15 protein-coding genes are annotated in these 20,060 nt (G+C 68.0%); 6 read left to right on the forward strand and 9 right to left on the reverse strand.

All coding sequences use genetic code 11. The features are described from left to right. Positions 1-49: 49 nt before the first annotated feature. From MJ605_RS00350 to MJ605_RS00365, 4 genes are read left to right on the forward strand one after another with little or no spacing between them, the layout of a single operon-like run. Positions 50-1,249, forward strand: coding sequence for a transporter (locus tag MJ605_RS00350; protein WP_243038730.1), 1,200 nt, complete (start codon positions 50-52; stop codon positions 1,247-1,249). Continuing rightward, on the forward strand, positions 1,249-2,262 hold the full coding sequence (locus tag MJ605_RS00355; protein ID WP_243038731.1) for an ABC transporter substrate-binding protein: 1,014 nt from the start codon (positions 1,249-1,251) through the stop codon (positions 2,260-2,262). Before MJ605_RS00350 ends, MJ605_RS00355 begins: the two co-directional genes overlap by 1 nt. Next, a complete protein-coding gene (locus tag MJ605_RS00360) occupies positions 2,262-3,014 on the forward strand; it encodes an ABC transporter permease (RefSeq protein ID WP_243038733.1) in 753 nt (250 codons plus the stop codon). Before MJ605_RS00355 ends, MJ605_RS00360 begins: the two co-directional genes overlap by 1 nt. Beyond that, on the forward strand, positions 3,011-3,748 hold the full coding sequence (locus tag MJ605_RS00365) for an ABC transporter ATP-binding protein (RefSeq protein WP_243038735.1): 738 nt from the start codon (positions 3,011-3,013) through the stop codon (positions 3,746-3,748). The genes MJ605_RS00360 and MJ605_RS00365 overlap by 4 nt, the downstream gene beginning before the upstream one ends. Here MJ605_RS00365 and tsaA read toward each other — a convergent pair. From tsaA to MJ605_RS00380, 3 genes are all read right to left on the reverse strand, one after another. Beyond that, on the reverse strand, positions 3,736-4,227 hold the full coding sequence (gene tsaA / locus MJ605_RS00370; RefSeq protein ID WP_243038737.1) for a tRNA (N6-threonylcarbamoyladenosine(37)-N6)-methyltransferase TrmO: 492 nt from the start codon (positions 4,225-4,227) through the stop codon (positions 3,736-3,738). The two genes, MJ605_RS00365 and tsaA, sit on opposite strands and share 13 nt — an antisense overlap. Before the next feature lie 153 nt (positions 4,228-4,380). Further along, positions 4,381-4,677 carry an aldo/keto reductase gene (locus tag MJ605_RS00375; protein ID WP_243038741.1) on the reverse strand — a complete coding sequence of 99 codons (297 nt, stop codon included), beginning with the start codon at positions 4,675-4,677 and terminating at the stop codon, positions 4,381-4,383. Positions 4,678-4,972: 295 nt separating this feature from the next. Continuing rightward, positions 4,973-5,743 (reverse strand): SDR family NAD(P)-dependent oxidoreductase, encoded by a 771-nt coding sequence (locus MJ605_RS00380; RefSeq protein WP_243038742.1) that lies wholly within the window; start codon positions 5,741-5,743, stop codon positions 4,973-4,975. Between the two features lie 142 nt (positions 5,744-5,885). Between MJ605_RS00380 and MJ605_RS00385 the strand changes: the two genes are divergently transcribed. Next, positions 5,886-6,776, forward strand: coding sequence for an AraC family transcriptional regulator (locus tag MJ605_RS00385; RefSeq protein ID WP_243038744.1), 891 nt, complete (start codon positions 5,886-5,888; stop codon positions 6,774-6,776). Positions 6,777-6,779: 3 nt separating this feature from the next. Here the strand turns inward: MJ605_RS00385 and MJ605_RS00390 are convergent, their stop codons facing one another. The 4 genes from MJ605_RS00390 to MJ605_RS00405 are packed head-to-tail and all read right to left on the reverse strand — an operon-like array spanning position 6,780 to position 9,566. Beyond that, positions 6,780-7,106: a DUF5056 domain-containing protein gene (locus MJ605_RS00390; protein ID WP_243038746.1), complete on the reverse strand. Its 327-nt coding sequence runs from the start codon at positions 7,104-7,106 to the stop codon at positions 6,780-6,782. Continuing rightward, positions 7,103-7,669: an RNA polymerase sigma factor gene (locus MJ605_RS00395; protein ID WP_243038748.1), complete on the reverse strand. Its 567-nt coding sequence runs from the start codon at positions 7,667-7,669 to the stop codon at positions 7,103-7,105. Before MJ605_RS00395 ends, MJ605_RS00390 begins: the two co-directional genes overlap by 4 nt. Further along, entirely contained in the window at positions 7,662-8,033 is a 372-nt protein-coding gene (locus MJ605_RS00400; protein WP_243038750.1) for a DUF6249 domain-containing protein, read from the reverse strand. Before MJ605_RS00400 ends, MJ605_RS00395 begins: the two co-directional genes overlap by 8 nt. Before the next feature lie 45 nt (positions 8,034-8,078). Next, positions 8,079-9,566, reverse strand: a complete 1,488-nt coding sequence (locus MJ605_RS00405) for a serine hydrolase domain-containing protein (protein WP_243038751.1) — start codon at positions 9,564-9,566, stop codon at positions 8,079-8,081. 200 nt (positions 9,567-9,766) lie between these two features. Between MJ605_RS00405 and MJ605_RS00410 the strand changes: the two genes are divergently transcribed. After that, the gene (locus MJ605_RS00410) at positions 9,767-16,408 is read left to right on the forward strand and encodes an autotransporter-associated beta strand repeat-containing protein (protein ID WP_243038757.1); all 6,642 of its coding nucleotides are present in this window, start codon (positions 9,767-9,769) and stop codon (positions 16,406-16,408) included. A gap of 20 nt (positions 16,409-16,428) precedes the next feature. Here the strand turns inward: MJ605_RS00410 and MJ605_RS00415 are convergent, their stop codons facing one another. Then, positions 16,429-17,505 (reverse strand): fimbrial protein, encoded by a 1,077-nt coding sequence (locus tag MJ605_RS00415; RefSeq protein WP_243038758.1) that lies wholly within the window; start codon positions 17,503-17,505, stop codon positions 16,429-16,431. A gap of 14 nt (positions 17,506-17,519) precedes the next feature. After that, entirely contained in the window at positions 17,520-20,039 is a 2,520-nt protein-coding gene (locus MJ605_RS00420; protein WP_243038760.1) for a fimbria/pilus outer membrane usher protein, read from the reverse strand. Positions 20,040-20,060: the final 21 nt, after the last annotated feature.

Below are 20,060 nucleotides of genomic sequence, written 5' to 3' on the forward strand. Positions count from 1 at the left end.
ATAACGCTTCGAACACCTGGAAGGTATCCACCATCTGAGGGGGGCGAGGATGAGAACGGAACGTGCTTCGGGGAACGCACGGTGGTTGCTGTGCTGGGGCCTGGCCGCGGCTTTCGCCTGCGGCGGGGCGTGGGCGGAGGACGTGACGCCGGCAGCGACGCTGGATGGCGGCGATGATGGCATGGCGATGCCCCATCACCACGGTCATGGCGACCATTCGCCGGTACCGGCGGGCGTGGAAGGGGCCAACATGGTCGGGGCCGGGCAGGCCGTCTTCAACTACCGGCCGATGTTCATGCATATGCAGGACAACTACATCGGTACCGACAAGGTGTCTCCCGAGACCATCGCCACCACGGTGCCGTCGGGCACCAGCATGATGATGCCCGGCATGGGCATGGGCATGGGACCGGGCGGCATGATGATGCCCGAGGACTACCGCATCGTGCCGACCTCGATGAGCGTGCAGATGCACATGTTCAGCGCGATGGTGGGCATCACCGATTGGCTGAACCTGATGGCCATGACGTCGTACCAGCACAAGTCGATGACCATGAAGACGTTCGCGGGTGCCACCGGCACCAACGTGGCGGGCTTCAGCACCGCCTCGACCAGCGGCATCGGCGACACCATGATCGGCTCGCTATGGCGGGTTTACCAGGACGCGGGCAACCACGTGCACCTGAGCCTGGGTGTCAGCCTGCCCACCGGCAGCGACAAGGAAGAGGTGAGCATGCTCAGTCCCATGGGCATGTTCATGACCATGCGCGGCAGCTACGGCATGCAGCTGGGCACGGGCACCTACGATGTGCTGCCAGGTATCACCTATACCGGGCATGAGGCGCGCTGGTCGTGGGGGGCGGCGTATCGCGGGCGCTTCGCGCTGGACAAGAACAACAAGGGCTATCGCTACGGCAACCTCAATGCGCTCACCGGGTGGGCGGGTTACCTGATCGCACCGGGCATCTCGCTGACCGCGCGCGTGGAGGGCGCCACGCAGGGTCGCATCAGCGGCGCCGATCCGCAGATTTCCGGTCTCATGCAAGGCACCAATCCGCTGTTCTACGGCGGCCAGAGGATCAACCTGCTCGGCGGCGTGTCCGTGGATGGCGGCCGCTGGGGCTGGCATGGCTTTCACGTGGCGTTGGAAGGCGGCGCGCCGGTGTACCAGAACCTGCATGGCCCGCAGCTGGGCGAGGGATGGGTCGCCACGCTTTCCGTGGGCCTCAGCGTGGGAGGTGGCATGTGATGCGCGCGGACGACGACAAACCTCTGGCGCTGCCTGCGCGTCGCCGGGTGCTGGGCGGGTTGCTGGCCGCGCTGGGGGCGGGCTGGCTTGCGCCGCGCGGCTATGCCATGCCGGTCGCGAACCAGGACATCCTGTGCGCGCCCACCGATGCGTCGATCCTGATGGCGCGCCTGCTCGATGCGGGCGCGTTGAACACGGCTCTGCCGGGCGCCAGCCTGCGGCTGTGGCACGACCCGGACGTGCTGCGCGCGGCCCTTGCCTCCGGTCGTACCCGCCTGTTCACCACGCCGACGCACGTGCCGGCGAACCTGGCCAATCGCGGCATGCCGGTGAAACTGGCGGCGGTGCTGGGCATGGGACACCTCACCATTGTTTCCAGCGATCCGGCGGTGAAGCGGTTGGCTGACCTGGCGGGCAAGCCTGTCCTGGGATTCTTCCGCAACGACATGCCCGACCTGGTGTTCCGCGCGGTAGCCGGCATGGAGGGCATGGATCCCGCCAGGGATTTCAAGCTCAGCTACGTGGGCATGCCGATGGAGGCGATGCAGATGCTTGCCGCGGGCCAGGTGGAAACCGCCATCCTGTCCGAGCCGGCCGCCACGGCCGCGATCATGATGGCGGGCATGCATGGCCGCAAGCTGTATCGCGCGATCAACCTGCAGGATGTGTGGATCGCCCACAAGGGCGGCGACGGCATCCCGATGATCGGCGTGGGCGTGCATGAAAGCCTGCTGCACGAAACGCCGGAGCTCGCGGCCATCTTGCGCAGAGGGTTGCCGCAGGCGAAGGATTGGGTGGATGCCAACCGCGACGGCGCGGCGGCGCTCGCGGAGAAATACATGCAGTACCGACCGCCGATGTTCCTCGCCTCGCTCGATCACGCGGCCATTCGCGTGATGCCGGCCAGCCAGGCGCGCGCGGCACTGGAGGGTTTCTATCGCACCCTGCTGTCGCTCTCGCCCGGTGTGCTGGATGGACGCCTGCCCGATCCTGGGTTCTATCTCGACCTGTGATGGCGCCCGTCCCACGCCGCATCGTTTTTGCCGTGCTGGGATTGCTCACCTTGCTGCTGGCATGGCAGGCGGCATTCGTGCGCGGCGGCCCGTTCGTGATGCCGCGCCCGGCCGATACGCTGTGGCGTTGCCTGGCCTTGGTGCGTGATGGTGCGTTGTGGCGCCCGGTGGCGCTGACGGCGGCGCATGCGCTGGGGGGCTTTGCCGTTGGCGCATGGGCGGGCCTGCTGCTCGGCCTGGCCGGTGGTGCGTGGCGCGACCTGGGCGCCACCTTGCAAGGCGTCTCGACCATTGCGCTGGGCATGCCGCCGATCATCTGGATCGTGCTGGCGCTGTTCTGGTTCGGGCCACAGGGCGCTACGCCCGTATTCGTGGTGGCGGTCGGCGTGGCGCCGGTGGTGTTCGCCGCCACGATGGCGGGCCTGCACGACACCTCGCCCGCGCTGGAGGAACTGGCCACGGCGTTCGGGGCATCGTGGCGGCAGCGCCTGTTCGAGGTCCGCGTGCCGCAGCTTGCCGTGGCGGTGGCGCCCGCCCTGGCGACGGCGCTGGGATTCTCCTGGAAGATCGCGCTGATGGCGGAAGTGATCGATGCCGGTGACGGCATCGGCGGCGCCATCGCGACGGCGCGAGCGCAACTGGACATGGTCGATACCATGGCGTGGGTGGTGGTGGCGCTGGCGCTGCTGCTCGGCGCCGATGCGCTGTTGGCCCTCGCGATCCGGCCCGCGGCAGGGCGCTCCCGTCCATGAGGTTTGCATTGGAGCAGGCGTGCGTGCGGCTCGGTGGACGCATCGTGCTCGATGGCCTCGACCTGGCGTTGGCCAGGCGCGGCATTACGGTGGTGATGGGCCTGTCGGGCATTGGCAAGACCACGCTGCTGAACGCCATGGCGGGCCTGGTGCCGCTCGATGGCGGACGCCGCCGCATCGATGGGCGCGTGGCCATGGTGTTCCAGGATGCGCGGCTGGTGCCATGGCAATCGGCGCTCGACAACGCCGGTTTCGGCGTTCGCGCGCTGGGAGCGGGCAAGGCGCACGCGCGCGAGCAGGCGGCGGCATGGCTGGCGCGCACGGGGCTGGCGTGCGAGCACTGGTACAAGCGCCCTGACGCGTTGTCGGGCGGCATGCAACGGCGCGTGGCGCTGGCGCGTGCCCTGGCGGTCGTGCCCGACCTGCTGCTGATGGATGAGCCGTTCACCGGCTTGGACATGGCATCCTGCACCCGGCTGCGCGACGTCCTGCGCCAATGGGCGGCGGAACGCGAGTTGGCCATCCTTTGCGTGAGCCATGATCCCGTAGAGGCGGCGCTGCTGGCCGATCGCATCGTGGTGCTGGGCGGCGCGCCGGCCACGGCGAGGGTGGACCTGCCAGTCTCGCCCCGCCCCGCCGATGCGGCGGAAGCCTATGCCTTTGCAGCCGGCTTCATGCGGCATCCGGAGGTCGCCGCATTACTGGCATCGGGCGAAGAGGATCATCCGGTCTGAAAGTCGCCGGGTTGTGCTGGCGCGATCGGCGTGAACAGCGAGCGATCCGGCTTGAGGTCGAGCAGCGGCGTGCCGTCGAGGCAATCCAGGCCACGCACCAGCAGCGCCGCGCCTTCGCGCGACACCAGGGTGGCGATGGACGTGCCGATGGGGTTGGGGCGAACCGGCGTGCGCAGTGCGAAGGTGCCGCGCGTGACGCCGTCGTCGGCCGGGCTTTGCCGCACCAGGTCGCGTCGCGACTGGTGCAGCCAGTACAGTACTTCCAGCCGCCCGTAGGCCTCGATGCCATCGAGCGCGGCCACCCATGGTTCATGAATCTCGATGCGGCACACCGGACCATCGCTGCGGCCCATGCGCGGGCAATCCAGCCGTGAAGTCCAGGGTGTCCTTATCATGCCGATAAAGACGAGTCCGGCATGGTCGGGGGTCGGCACCTCGACGGCCACTTCGTTGCGGCGGATTTCATTCAACCTGACCATCGGCGTATCCGGCAGCCCGAGAAGGGAGACGTGCGCTGCTTGTCGCGGTCGCGAACAAGGCGGTGTCCATCCTCGCGGATGGTAGGACGCCGGCGCGCGTCTTCCAATGGATGCCTGCCGCGTGGCGTGCCGGCGGCGCCAGCGGGCGCCCGATCAAGCCACGGGTTCGCTGGGCGCATCGAACTGCTCGAGCTGGCCGCCGGTGAAGCGCTGGCGGGTCGACGGGTCGTTGAGCACCGTATAGGGGGATACCGGCGGCGGGGCGCTTACCTCGTCGAGACGCGCCAGCTGCCCGGGGGACAGCGCCACCCTCGTCGCGGCGAGATTGCTCTTGAGCTGGTCCAGCGTGCGTGGCCCGATGATCGGCAACGAGCCCTTGGCCGCCACCCAGGCGATGGCCACTTCGCCGGGCGTGACGCCGAGGTCCTTGGCGATGGCGAGCAGCCGCACAGCGCTTCGAGCAGGCGAGGAAGGAAGGGGACCTGCCGAAGAAGGCCGATGCCGCCGCACTCGCGCGATACATCTACGCCGTCTTTTCCGGCATGGCCATCCTGGCGGCGTCAGGCGCCACTCGCAAGGAACGGGAAGCCATCGCCAGGCAATCGCTGTCGAACGCGACCGCCCGCGCACCTGTTGCTGGGCAGCGATGCGCTGATGCTGGTGCGCGAGAAGATGGCGGCCATGGCCCATGACATGGCCGCCTGGGACACGCTGACGCGCTCGACGGATGGATGACCGGCGTGGGCTAGACCAGCATGCCGCCCGACACTTCGATGCGCTGCGCGTTGACCCAGCGATTGTCCTCCGACAGCAGCGCGGCGATCATCGGGCCGATGTCGTCCGCCTCGCCTACCCGGCCCAGGGCCGTCAAGCCGGCGATCTGCTGGTTCAACTCGGGATTGTCGCGGACGATGCCGCCGCTGAAGTCCGTGGCGATGGCGCCCGGCGCCACGGTGTTCACGGCGATGCCGCGCGGCCCCAGTTCCTTGGCGAGGTAGCGGGTCAGTACTTCGACGGCGCCCTTCATCGAGGCGTAGGCCGAGGAACCCGGGAACGAGAAGCGCGCCAGGCCGGAAGAAATGTTCACGATGCGGCCGCCGTCGTTGAGCAGGGGCAGCAGCTTCTGCGTCAGGAAGAACACGCCCTTGAAATGGACGTTATAGATGCCGTCCAGTTCATCCTCCGTCGTCTGCTCGAACGGCTTGTGCAGCGAGGTGCCGGCGTTGTTGACGAGATAGTCGAACCGTTCCGCGCCCAGTTCGGCAAGAGCCTTTTGCACGGCGAGCGCGAAGTCGGCGAACAGCGCGGTGTTGCCCGTATCCAGCGGCAAGGCAATGGCGCGCCGTCCCGTCTCGGCGACGGCAGCCACCACCGCGTCGGCTTCCTTGCGGTTGCTGTGGTAGGTGAAGATCGAGTCGACGCCGCGCCTGGCGAGATGGATGACGGTGTTGCGGCCGAGGCCGCGGCTTCCGCCGGTCACGATGGCGATCCTGGAAGGATTGGAAGAGGTGGGCATGATGTGCTCCGTGGGGTGAACTGGTTGCACGATACCGGCTGCCTGCCATGTCCTGAATGTCAGGTCGCGGCGTTTTCTTGCCCGATCCTGATACGGTCTTATGTGATGATGGAGGCCGCGACATAAGCCGGGGAGAGGTTATATGCCAAGTGCGCTGGCGGAAATCCTGCTTCGCTATACGGCGGCGCAGGCGGGCGATGGGCCGCATGTCACCGCGGTGCCCGGGCTTGTCGTGCTCCGTGCGGACCATCCCAGGCGACCCTCGCACCTGATCCAGAAGCCCGCCTTGTGCGTGGTGGCGCAGGGCGCGAAGTGGACCCACGTCGGCGGCTCGCGGATGGATTACCGCGAAGGCCAGGCCCTGGTGGTCAGCATGGAGACGCCGGCGCTGGGCAGCGTGGTGGAGGCAAGTCCGGAGAAGCCCTATCTGAGCGCCGTCGTCGAATTCGACCTGGGGGTGATGCGCGAAGTGCTGGAAAGCCTGGAGGCTCCGATCGAAGCCGGCGGCGACCTGCGCTCGGGTATTTTCGTCACCGATTTCCAGGGGGCGCTGGCCGACGGCGTGCTGCGCCTGGTCCGGTTGCTGGAAACGCCCAAGGCGATTCCCGTGCTCTATCCATCGATCATGCGCGAGATCTGCTACTGGCTGCTGAGTGGCCCGCATGGCGGCGAGGTGGCGCGGGTGGCGCTGGGCCATGGCCACGCGCAGCGCATCATCAACGCCATCCATCACCTGCGCGAGCGTTTCATGGAGCCATTGCGGATCGGCGAGCTGGCGGCGATGGCGCGGCTGAGCACCTCGGCCTTCCATCGCCAGTTCAAGGCCATCACCGCGATGACGCCGCTGCAGTATCAGAAGCAGCTGCGTCTGCTGGAGGCGCGTCGGCTGATGGTGGCCGGCACCGCCAATGCGGAGACGGCGGCGTTCCAGGTGGGCTATGAAAGCCCCTCGCAATTCAGTCGCGAGTACGCCCGCATGTTCGGCGCGCCGCCACGCCGCGATATCGCCGGGCTGCGCGCGGCGACGGCTTGAGCTTCAGCGTTCCGTGGCTTCGGCCAAGGCCCAGCAGGCGGCCAGCAGCGACATGACCGTGGCGGCGAGCAGCAGGGCGAGGAGTGCGGGTGTCAGTTCGTTGCCCTGCCAGTTTTGCCACGCGACGTGCAGCCATGGCGCGAGCCACAGGCTCAGCCAGCAGGTGGCCATGCCGCACAGGATGCCCGCTGCCAGTGGCCAGCGCAGCCGGGCACGGCGCGGCGGCAGCTGCCGCATCACGCGATCGCAGAAGCCATCGTCGGCTACCGGGCCGTCGAAGGATCGGCGCAGCAGGCTATCGATGGCGTCGTCGGTGTTCGGATCGTTCATCGGGTGATCTCCTTGCCGCCGGCCGTGTTCCAGGCCGACAGACATGCCTTGAGTTTTGCCTTGCCGCGGTTCGCGTGGGTCTTTACCGTGCCCAGCGGCATGGCCAATACATACGCTGCTTCCTCATGGCTCAGGCCCAGTTGCACGCAATGCAGCAGTACCGCCTGCTCGCCGTCGGACAGGCGCCGCATCGCGCGCTCGATGTCCCATTGCAGCTCGGGCGCCTGCGGCGGTGCCGGCAACTGCTCCAGTGGGTCTTCCGGCGCGCCGGGCAACGGCTTGCGCCGGCAGGCCTGGAGGAAGCACGCATAGGCGATGCGGTACAGCCAGGTGGAGAAACGCGCGTCGCCACGGAACTGCTCCAGCTTGCGCCAGGCGAGCAGGAAGGTTTCCTGCGCCAGGTCGTCGGCCGTCGCGTGGTCGCCGTGCAACAGCCGGCGCAGCTGGGCGCGCACCGTGCCCTGGTGGCGTCGCAGCAGCTGCTCGAACGCCCGCCGGTCGCCCAGCAGGGACCGGGCGACCAGCGCCTGGTCGATGCGCGCCTCGGCGGCGCTGTCAATCATGCCCGCCGCCGCGCCGGTTCAACCACCAGCTGGCGAGATAGCCCAGACCCGTCATCAGCGGCAGCAGGCCCAGGCCCCACAGGCTGCCGATGCTGTGGCCATCGTCGAAATGGCCTGGCAAGGCGAGCAGCGTCGCCATCAACCCCAGGCCGCCGCTGATGAGCACCAGCGCCCGGCGCCGTTCGGAATAGACCACATGCGGCTCGGTGAACAGCTCGGGCGGCAGTTCCACGCCCTTGTCGGCCAGGGCCAGCAAGGTCTGGTAGCGCGACTGCGTCTGCCGGTACCGATAGCGCAGCACGATCAGGACGATGAGCACGGGGGCGCCCATCACTACAAAGGGAATGAACAGGGAGGATTCCATGGTCTGGCTCCGGAAGTGGACGGATGCGGATGGGCCGCGGGACTTTCAGGGCGAAGCACCCTCGGCGGCAAGCAGGTCGGCGATGCGCTCGGACAACAGCCAGTGTTGCGATGGCCCCTCGTTGCTGGTCAGGACCACCACCGCGCCGGTTTCCCAGACCATCGCGAGGTTCGCATCCGTGCCCTCGATGCCGCCGGCATGGCCGCGGATATGCCGTCCGTGCGAGAGGCGGTCGCCGAATCCGGCGGCGTAGCCGCCGGGACCGGCCGGTGCTTCGCCATCGAACATCTTCGCCAGGGTCGCCGGCTTGACCAGCTTGCCTTCGCGCAACGCCCTGGCGAAGCGCAGCAGGTCGGTGTTGGTGGAATAGCCGCCGCCGGCCGAGTTGCCCTGGGCGATCTTCATCCAGGCGGCTTTCCAATCGGTGGCGAATGGTCCGGGGTGGTAGTAGCCCACCGCGAGTCCGGGCACGACGTCCTCGGGGCTGTCGAACCCGCTGGCGTCCATCCCGGCCGGTGCGAACACATGGTGCTGGATGTAGTCGGCGTAATCCTCGCCCGAGGCTTTTTCAATGATGCGGCCCAGCAGGACATAGCCGGCATTGCTGTAGTTCCATGGCCCGCCGGGTTGGCCGAGCTTGGGCTGGCGGGCGATCAGGTCGAGGTAGTCGGCCAGGTGGACGAACCGCTCGCGATGCTCGAAGAACTCCGGCACCAGGAACTCGCCCAGGCCCGAGGTGTGGTGCAGCAGTTGCCATACCGTGATCTTCGCCGCCGCCTCGTGGTCGGGATATTCCGGCACCAGCTGGGCCAACGTGGCGTCCCAGGGAAACTTGCCGGCCTCGACCAGCTGGGCGATCGCCACCGCCGTGAACATCTTGTCCATCGAGCCGATATGGAAGCGGGTCTGGTGATCGACCGGCACGCCGAAGTTGCGCTCGGCCAGTCCCCGGCATTCGTCGAAAAAGGCCTGGTGGCCATCCGATACGGTCAGGCAACCGGAGAAATCGGTGGTGCGCACGAGCGTGTCCAGCGCGCCATGGAGCAGGCGGAGCATGGCGTCGCGCGGTATCGGCCCCTTGGGCCAATCGGCGTAGAGCGCGGGGTCGTCCGCCGGCAACAGCCCCGCCTGGACCAGCTTGCCCGGCTGTGCCGGATCGGTGACCAGCATGACCAGCACGACCTGGCCGGCGCGGCGCCCCTTCAGGGCCAGGATCACGCTGTTGGAGCGCGGATCGCTTTGCACGTTGGCCAGGGACACGCCGCCGCTGTCGCGCACGGCGGAAGCCAGCCCATCGAGGAAATCATCCCGGTCGCCGGCATCGATGGCCGGCGTCAGGAGGGGAGCCACCCAGGCGCGGATATGCGTGGCGTCATCGGTATTGATGTGCTGGATCAGTTCGCCTCCCAGCTTGCCCGCGGGCGTATCCGGCAGGCTTGCCGCGGCTGGCGCGGCGTTGGCGGCGGTGGAAAGCAGGGCGGCCAAGGCCCATGCGAGACGACGGACCGGCGAGGTTGAGGCGAAAGAGATCACGGGCTGCTCCTTGGATGTCGAAGGCTTGGATGCAGCGGACGCCCCGAATGGATTCATGGCGACGCGCCACGGCGATTTCGTTTCAGAAAAAATTCACGCCCCTGCCACATCGCCTGGGTGCAGGCTTCACGGGAAGCGGGAAGCCCTTTGTCGTTGGTCGTCGTGCGGGCCTGTACGACCACTGATGCGGAGACAAGTCGATGAGTCCTGTCAGCCGGGTAGGAAGCTGCGGTGGCGGTTCGCGTTCGTATGGCACGTTGGCCAGGCATGCGCTGTGGCGTGGCCTGTTCGCCCGCGATCCGGTGGCTGGAGCTTCCGTCGTGGCATGCATGGCCAGGCATGGATCGGGGAAACGCGTTGCCAGCCTGGCGATTGGCTTCGCCATGGCGGGCGCGTGGTATGCGCCGGCGGCGCTGGCGACCTGCACCGCGCTGCCCACCGTGGTGTGCACGGGCACCACCAATCTCGGCACGACCGCCATCGGCACCGGGCCGGGCACGGCCAGCGGCGCCAGCGTGACCGTCAACAGCGGGGCGACGGTCACGGCGGGCAATGCCAGCGCCATCAGCCTGGGCGACAGCGCCGTCATCGTGATCGGCGGCACCGTGCAGAACAGCGCCACGGACGGCGACAGCTACTGGGGCGGCCGCAAGAACACCATCGAGTTCGGCTCCAACGGCAAGCTCACCGTGCAGGCGGGAGGCGTGGTGTCGTCCAACGGCAGCCAGAACAGCGCCGAAGCCGTCAACGTTTTCGGCGAAGGCAACACCATCACCAACTACGGCACGCTCAGCGGCGGCAACAGCGCGGCCATCTGGTTCCAGGACACCCAGGTCGGCGCGCCCAACATCATCGACAACTACGGCACGGTCAGCGGCACCAACAGCGGCAGCGTGCTGGGCAACCAGGGGGCCGGCGCGGACGTGGTGTTCTACGACCGGAGCAGCGGCCAGGTCTATGGCAACATCGCGTTCGCGGGCGGCAATGATTCGCTGGTACTGGAGGCCGGTTCGCTGCTTACCGGTAACTTCACCGGTGGCACTGGCACCAACACGCTCACGCTGCAAGGCGCCAATGGCACCAGCGACAGCCTGACGGGCGACATCACCAACTTCCAGTCGCTGATCAAGCAGGGCGGCGGCACCTGGTCGCTGACCGGCACGGTCGGCAACAACGGCGGCAACGAGCCGCTGGACGTGCAGGTGCAGGACGGCACGCTGGAGCTTCTGGGCAACAACAGCGCCTTCAACGGCTCGGTCCTGGTATTCGCGCAGGGCACGCTGCTCGGCCGCGCGCAGAGCCTGCCGCCCACGATCACCGACAATGGCCGGGTGGTGTTCCAGCAGCCGGACGATGGCACCTATGGCGGCACCATCAGCGGCATGGGGTCGGTGGCCAAGACCGGCATGGGCGTGCTGACCCTGAGCGGCACGAACAGCTACCAGGGCGGCACCACCCTCACCGGCGGCACCGTCGCCGTTGCCGCCGATGGCGCGCTGGGCGCCGCCACCGGCGGCATCGTGCTGGACGGCGGCGCGCTGGAACTGACCAGCAGCTTCGACCTCGGCGCCGCCCGCGCGATATCCATCACCGCCAACAACGGCAGCATCGTCACCGATGCGGGCGTCTCCAGCACGCTGGGCCAGGGCATCACCGGCGCCGGGGCCTTCACCAAGGGCGGCGCCGGCACGCTTGTCCTCACCGACGGCAACAGTTATACGGGCGGCACCACCATCGCTGCCGGCACCCTGCAACTGGGCAATGGCGGCGCCAGCGGCAGCCTTCCCTCCGGCAACGTGGTGGACAACGGCACGCTGGCCTTCGATCGCTCCGACACGGTGAGCTTCGCCAACCTGGTGTCCGGCAGCGGCGGCGTGGCACAGAATGGCAGCGGCACCACCATCCTCACCGCCGACAACAGCTATGCGGGGCCGACCAACGTCAACGCCGGCGCGTTGTTCGTCAATGGCGTGCAAAGCGGCGGTGGCACCACCACCGTGGCCGGCGGCGCCGCGCTGGGCGGCAGCGGCACGCTGGGTGGCGACGTGGTGGTGAACGACGGCGGCACGTTCACGCCGGGCGGCACCGGAACGACGCCGGGCACGCTCACCATCCTGGGCAACCTGACCCTGGGCAACAGCTCGACGTCGGAATACCGCTTCGGCGAGGCCAACGTGGAAGGTGGCACCTTGAACGACCTGGCGCAGGTGCAGGGCAACCTGACCCTGGGCGGCACGCTCAACGTGACCACGTCGCCAGGCGGCTCGTTCGATCCGGGCGTCTACCGCGTCTTCAACTATGGCGGCGCGCTGGCCGACAACGGCATGGTGCTGGGCACGGTGCCGGCCGCCGGCTTCTTCCTGCAGACCTCGGTGCCCAACCAGGTGAACCTGGTCAATACCGAAGGCCTCACCTTCGAATTCTGGGACGGCGCCAACGGTCCCAAGAACAACGGCGTCATCGACGGCGGCAACGGCACCTGGCAGAACCACACTGGCAACGACAACTGGACCCAGGTGGCCGGCCATCCCAACGCACCGTTCACCGACAGGGGCTTCGCGGTGTTCATGGCCACGCCGGGCACGGTGAGCGTGGACGACAGCCTGGGCAACGTCAACGTGTCGGGCATGCAGTTCGCCAGCGATGGCTACCTGGTGCAAGGCGACCCGATCACGTTGGCCGGCTCGCCGGCCGAGCCCAACGCCACCATCGTGCGGGTCGGCGACGACGCGCCCGATGGCGCGAACTACACCGCCACCATCCATGCCGTGCTGGCCGGCGATTCCTCATTGGTAAAGACCGACCTGGGCACCCTGGTACTCGGCGGCACCAACACCTACACCGGTGGCACCTCGATCGAGAATGGCGTGCTGCAGATTGGCGCCGATGCCAATCTCGGCGCCGTCGGCACGCCGCTCGGCATGGATGGCGGCACCTTGCGCACCACGGCCACCTTTGCCAGCGCGCGCGGCACCACGCTGAATGCGGCAGGCGGTACGTTCGAAACCGCCGCGGGTACGCAATTCACGCTGTCCTCGCCCATCGGCGGCAGTGGTGCGCTGACCAAGAGCGGCGACGGCACGCTGATCCTCACCGGCGCCGGCAGTTATACCGGCGGCACCACCATCGGCGCGGGCACCTTGCAACTGGGCGATGGCGGCGCCTCGGGCAGCGTCAGCGGCAATATCACCGACAACGCGGCGCTGGTGTTCAACCGCTCGGACAGCAGCACGATGGCCGGCGTCATCAGCGGCAGCGGCACGGTGGAACAGGCCGGCAGCGGCACTACCATCCTTGCCGGCGCCAACACCTATGCCGGCGGCACCCTCATCAGCGCGGGCACGCTGCAACTGGGCGATGGCGGCGCCAGCGGCAGCATCGTGGGCGACGTCGTCGACAACGGCACATTGGCCTTCAACCGTGCCGACGCGGTCACTTTCGCGGGGCTGGTATCCGGCGGCGGCGGCATCGCGCAGAACGGCGGCGGCACCACCATCCTCACCGCCGGCAACAGCTATGCCGGTTCCACCAGCGTCAACGCCGGCGCGCTCTACATCAACGGCGTCCAGACCGGTGCCGGCGCGACCACCGTGGCCAGCGGCGCCACGCTGGGCGGTCGCGGCACCCTCGGTGGCGATGTGACGGTGAACGACGGCGGCACGCTGTCGCCCGGCGACGTCGGCGCCGCGCCCGGTACGCTCGCCATCCAGGGCAGCCTCTCGCTCGGCGGCGGCGCCAGCCTGCAATACAGCTTCGGCCAGGCCAACGTCGAGGGCGGTGCCTTCAACGACCTGACCCGCGTGCAGGGCGATCTCACCCTGGGCGGCACCCTCAACGTGGTGACCTCGCCGGGTGGCTCGTTCGACCCGGGTGTGTACCGGATCTTCGCCTACGGCGGTTCACTGGTGGACAACGGCCTGGCGATAGGCAGCATTCCCTCGTCCGGGTTCTATGTGCAGACCTCGGTGGCGAACCAGGTCAATCTGGTCAACACCGAAGGGCTCACCTTCAACTTCTGGGACGGCGACAACGGCCCCAAGAACAACGGCGCCGTCAACGGCGGCAACGGTATTTGGCAGAACACCGCCGGCAACGACAACTGGACCCAGGTGGCCGGCCATCCCAACGCACCGTTCGCCGACAAGAGCTTCGCCGTATTCATGGCCACGCCGGGCACGGTGAACGTGGACGACAGCCTGGGCAGCGTCAACGTCTCGGGCATGCAGTTCGCCAGTGACGGCTACCTGGTGCAGGGCGATCCGATCACGCTCGCCGATCCGCCGCCCGCACCCGGCACCACCATCGTGCGGGTGGGCGATGGCACCATCGATGGCGCCGGCTATACCGCCACCATCGATGCCGTGCTGACCGGCAACTCTTCGCTGGTGAAGACCGACCTCGGCACTCTGGTGTTGAATGCCGCCAACAGCTATGCCGGCGGCACCCAGGTACAGGGCGGCGTATTGCAGATTTCCGCCGATGACAACCTCGGCGCCGCCGGCGCGCCGCTGGGCCTGGATGGCGGCACGCTGCGCACCACGGCCACGTTCGCCAGCGCGCGCGACACCACATTGGGCGCGGCGGGGGGTACGTTCGAAACCGCGGCGGGGACGCAATTCACGCTGTCCTCGCCCATCGGCGGCAGCGGTGCGTTGACCAAGACCGGCGATGGCACGCTGATCCTCACCGGCGACGGCAGCTATGGCGGCGGCACCACCATCGCCGCCGGAATCTTGCAGCTCGGCGACGGCGGCGCCTCGGGCAGCATCGCCGGGGATATCGTCGACAACGCGGCGCTGGTGTTCAACCGCTCGGACACCAGCACCCTACCGGGCAGCATCATCGGTGGCGGTACCGTCACGCAGGCCGGCAGCGGCACCACCATCCTTACCGGCGACAGCACCTACACCGGCGGCACCGCCATCAGCGCCGGCACCTTGCAGCTGGGCAACGGCGGCGTCAGCGGCAGCATCGTGGGCGACGTCGCCGACAACGGCACGCTGGCGTTCGACCGCTCGGACGTCGTCACCTTCGATGGCCTGATCTCGGGCAGCGGCAATGTCGTGCAAGCCGGCAGTGGCGCCACCATCCTTACTATCGACGATCCCTACACCGGCACCACCTACGTGAATGCCGGCACGCTGGCCATCGGTGATGCCTCCCATCGCGGCGCCACGCTGAGCGGCGGCGGCGCGGTGCAGATCGCCCCGGGTGGTACCTTCGGTGGCTACGGCAGCGTGGCCGGCTCCGTCTACGACAGCGGCACGCTGGCGGTGGCCGATGCGGTTCCCGCGTTCGCCGGCAGCGGCGGCGGCATCTTCACCGTCAACGGCACGCTCTACAACGCGGGCCTCGCCCGCGTGGCGGGCGCCACGGTCGGCAACCAGTTGGCGGCGGCCAGCTATGTCGGGCAGGGCGGTAATGTTGCGTTGAATGCGGTGTTGAATGGCGATGGCTCGCCCTCGGACTGGCTGGTCATCGACGGCGGCACGGCCAGCGGCCATTCGACCCTGCAGGTCCTCAATGCCAGCGGGCGCGGCGCGCTCACCCCCGGCAACGGCATCATGGTGGTCAATGCCATCAATGGCGCCACCACGGCGCGCGGCGCGTTCTCGCTCGCCGGTCCCGTGTTCGCCGGTCCCTACGAATACGTGCTGTACCACGGCGCGTTCGATGGATCGGATCTCGACTCGTGGTACTTGCGTTCGGAAGAGCCTTCCAATGGCGGGCTGGGAGGGGGAAAGGGCGATCCCGACGAGCCGTTCGAACCCATCCAGCCTGGCGAGCCGGAAGGCCCCAACGAATACATCCCCGGCGGACGCGAGCCCGAGGTGCCGGTATACCGGCCGGAAACCTCGCTGTATGCGGCGTTGCCGGCGATGGCCCTGCGCTACAACCAGTCGCTGCTGGACAGCCTGCACGAGCGCGTGGGCGAAGAGAACCAGTTGGCGGGCCAGCCAGGCATGCAGCAGGGCGGCTTCCTGCGCGGCGCCTGGTTCCGCGCCATCGGCGGCTCCGGCAACGTGAATGGCGATGCCAACGGCATCTACGGCGACGGCCCCAAGTACGACTACGATTTCTACGCGCTGCAGGTCGGCACGGACGTCTACGCGAAGGAACACGACGATGCCCAGCGCGATCATGCGGGCGTGTACCTCGCACAAGGGCGTATCTTCGGCGACGTGGCCAACTACAGCGGCGAGACCGCCGGTTCCGACAGCATCACCAGTACGTCCCTGGGCCTCTACTGGACGCATTTCTGGCCGCAGGATGCGTACGTGGACCTGGTCTGGCAGGGCACCTGGAACAAGTACAAGGCGCAGTCGGTCGATGCGCTGGCCCTGCAGAAGCATGGATTCGGCTGGGCGGCATCGGCGGAGGGCGGCTATCCCTTCCACTATGGCAACCAGGCCATCGAGCCGCAGGCCCAGGTGCTGTACCAGAAGTTCGACAGCATCGATACCGCCGACCCGGCATCGCAGGTGACCCTGCGCAACATCAGCTCATTGGCCGCGCGCGTCGGCGTCCGCTGGGCCGATACCCTTGCGCTGGAGCAGGCGAAGAACCGCGACGAGCAGCGGCAGCTGACCAGCTGGCTGCGATTCAACGTGTGGCGGGAATTTCGCGGGCAACCGGTCGCAGCATTCTCGTCGGAGGACGGCGATGTGCCGTTCCACTCCGACATGAAAGGCAACTGGTGGCAGTTCAACGGCGGCGTCACCCTGCAACTCGACCGCATGCTGTCGTTCTACACCAGCGCCGGCTACGAGCATGGCTTCGGGCCGAAGGCGACCGGCTTCAACGGCTGGGACGGCCAACTGGGACTGCGCTGGAACTGGTAGGCGCCGGTCGAGGGGCCGCCCTACTGGTAGGAGAAGGTGATGGATGCGGCGGCTTCGAAATAGCCGCCCTTGATGTTGTTCAAGCCATAGCCGGGCAGGATCGCGTACTTGGCGACGAACGGAATGCCGTAGGACGTGCCGGGCGCGCTGGCGCTGCCGGCAACGAACCACTGGTTGGTATTGCCGGGCGCGGAGGAATCCGGCCCATAGGCGGTGGGCACGCTTTCGCCCTTCTTGTACAACTGGATGCCCAGGCCCTGGGCCGTGGCATTGGCGTTGGGGTGAAGAATGGTGCTGGTATTGCCGGGGTTGCTCATGTCGGTCAGCGTGGCATACACGGTCACGCCCGCATCGCACATCAGATAGACGACGAAAGTACCGCTGGAGACCTGGGCCAGGTCCGTGGTGCCGATGGCCACGTCCGGCATGTCGATCACCAGGTCCTGGGGAGCGTTGACGGTGCAGCCGGAGGCGTTGGCGCTGAGGGTGATCTGGTTCAGGACGAGATAGTTCGCCGACGGCACGGTATTGCCGGCGCTGTTCTTGACCCAGAGCTTGGCTATTTGCATGGGGGAGATGGTGTGGGAGCCGTTCCTCAGCCGCTTGGTGACGATCAGCAGCACGCGGGCCTGGTAGCCGATGGTGGACTGGGCGCCGGTCGAACTGCCCGAATACGGGTAGGTCTGGGTTCCCGCGGCATTGAGGGGCATCTCGGCCGAGGCCGGCGCTTTGTAATCCCGAATACCGACGATATAGCCGATGTCGTCCTCGTTGGTCCGGTAGACGGTGTAGCTCTTGCCGGTCGACGGGTCCGTATAAGTCATGCCTGTGGGTACGCCCAGGGGATCGGCGTAGGCGAGGTCGGCGCCCGGGCTTCCGCTGCAGCCGGAACCCACGCCAAGGGCCACATCCATCTGGAACACGTTCTGGTTGGTCACGCTGCCGGTCCAGTTGGGTATCTGCTGGCCGATCTGCCGGTCGGCCGGACTCGTCAGCGTCGTGCTGCCCGAGCCGATGTTGAGCTGGTTGGATTGACAGAAGGCCCGTGCCATCGCGGGGAGCAGCAGGCTGGCCAGCAGGCCGAGTAACCAGAGCATGGCTGAATGATGTTTCATCGGCACTCCGCCTCCATCGCGGTGAAGCTGTTGGTGGAAGCGTGGGCATCGCGTGGCGGCAGGCGATAGTCGAGCCGGCATTGCTGGCCGGCGTCCTCGCCCCAGCGCACGGTGAGCGCGCCGCCTTCGTCGCTGCCGCGCACGAACACCTGGCCGCCCTGGCCGACGGCGCCCATGTCCAGGCCCTGCGCATCGAGCACCTGCGCGCCGAAGGGCAGCGGCTCGCCGTTGGAGCGGCGGCCCCGGATCAGCACGGGGCGGCCCGTGCGGGTGTCGAACTTCAGCGGCACCACCGCGCCGGCGCGCGGCGCCACCTGCACGCGCGAGGATTGCAGCTCCACGTCCATCGAACTGCCCTTGGCGTCGAGCATCACATCGTTCAGGCGATAGGGCATCAGGTCGGACACCACGGCGTAGCCGCGATAGTCCACCTTGCCCTGCAGGCCGTTGGCCAGCCGCGCGCCGCTGGCGTCCCTGGCCTCCACCACGCCCAGCGTGTCGCTCATGCGCTGCGCCAGGGTGAGTCCGCCCGCATGCGCCACGATGCCGCCGGAGGCATTCAGCGAAACCTGCCGCGTCTGGCTCGAATAGCTGTACGCGCCGCCCAGGATGGCGTAGGGCGTCAGCCAGTTGAGGCTGGCGTCGACGCTGTCGGCATTGTGCCGGCTTTCGGTGGCGTTGACGTTGTAGTTGAACTGGTTGAGCCCGCCTGCCGTGCCGCTCACACCCGCGCGCAGCGAACCGCCCTGCTGCCCTCCGCCCACCGCGCTGGCGTTGAGCATGGGTGGGTGGGCGCTGCCGACGAAGCCCAGCGGCATGCTGAGGCTGAGGAAATACTGCGTGTCCCTGCGACCGTAGCCGTCGAGCGTGCGGCTGGCGGTGAGGCTGTAGTTGAGGCTGCGGAAGCGGTTGTTGTAGCCGAGCTGGTAGGTGCTTATGTTGGGCTGGCCGTTCCAGTAGCTGTAGTACGAGCCGCTGGCATAGAGCGCACCGGCGCGCTGGCCCAGGCGCTGGTTGAGGGTGAGCTGGAAGCGGTTGCGCGCGCGGAAGCTGGCCGGGACCATGCCGTAGGACGGGGTGGTGTAACGCCTGCCGCGCAACGACACGGCGTCGGTGAGATCCAGGTAGTCGCGGCTGGAATAGCGGTAGGCGGCCAGCGCGAAATCGGTGTTGAGCGAGGGGATGCTCTTGCTGTAGGTGGTGCGCACGCTGTAGCCGCTCCAGGTACCGCTGCCTCGCAACGGGTTGGCCCACGAGCCGGTGACGTCCAGCGAAACCGCGCCGGCCTTGGTGTTGACCGCGGCGCCCAGCAAGGCGCTGCGATAGAGATGCTGGTTGGTGGCCTGCGCGCCCGCGTAGCCGGTGAGCCAGTTGTTGAGGCCACGCTGATAGGTGGCCTCGGCGAAGTTGGGAAGGCTGCCGGCCACGACTACGTTGCGCACCCGGCCAAGGGTGGCCGAGTAGCGCGACAGGCCGGGCCGCAGCAGGCGCGGCACGGCGGCATAAGGCACGTTGAAGCTGCGCACGCGGCCATCGGCCTCGATCACGTTGACCTGCAGGTCGCCGCCGTAGCCGGTGGCGTAGAGGTCGTTGATCTCGAACGCGCCCGGCGCCACCGTGGTTTCGTAGATCAGGTAGTCGTTCTGGCGGATCTCGACGCGGGCGCGGGTCTCGGCCATGCCGCGCACGGTGGGCGCGTAGCCGTTCATGGAATCGGGCAGCATGCGGTCGTCGCTGGCCAGGCTCACGCCGCGAAAGCCGGTGGACTGGAACAGCTCGCCGGTGGTGAAGCTGTCGCCGACGGTCAGCTGCGAGCGCAGCCGCGTGAGGTCGTGCTGCGCATAGGCGCCGATGCTTTGCCAGTGGCGGCCGGCGTGGCTGGCCCAGGTGACCGTGGCCTGGTTGCGCAGGCGCCAGCCACCGAGGTTCAAGCCGGCGTTGAGGCTGAGGAAGGCGCCGCGCTGGCTGCCGCCGTGGTCGTAGTCCGTCTGGTAGGTGCTGAGGTTGTAGCCCAGCGTCGCGGCGGTGATGCCGCGGTCCCACAGCTCGGGGCCGACGTAACCGCGCGGCCGGCGGTTCAGGCTGGCCTGCGGCATGGAGACGTCGAGCCGCTGCGTGGCGGGATCGAAGCCGACCTGCGCGCCCGGCACGGCCTCGGCGAGATCGATGCAGTCGCCGCCGGCTTCCGGTGCCGGCATGGCCAGCCGTTCCATGTCCACGCCCATCTTCTCGACCAGCGCGCGCGGAAAGCAGGGCGTGGCGCTTTCGTGCGAGGGGCGGTCGCGGAACGCCACGTCCTCGCGCGTCAGGCGAACGTCGTTGACGAACAGGTCCACGCGGTAGGTGCCCGGCAGCACCGAGCCGGCACGTTCGAAGCGCGAGATGTCCACCTTGCCGTTCTGCAGGTTGCCGAAGCTGGTGTTGAAATCGACGTGGTCGGGATCGAGCGTGGCCCCCGGTGACGTCGCGGCGAACGCGCAGGCCGGCCACGGGCCTAGCATCGCCCATACCAGCACGGCGATCCGCCTGCGGGGCAG

Origin of the sequence: Dyella sedimenti (assembly GCF_022760995.1) — a bacterium.
In the GTDB taxonomy this organism is placed as follows: domain Bacteria; phylum Pseudomonadota; class Gammaproteobacteria; order Xanthomonadales; family Rhodanobacteraceae; genus Dyella; species Dyella sedimenti.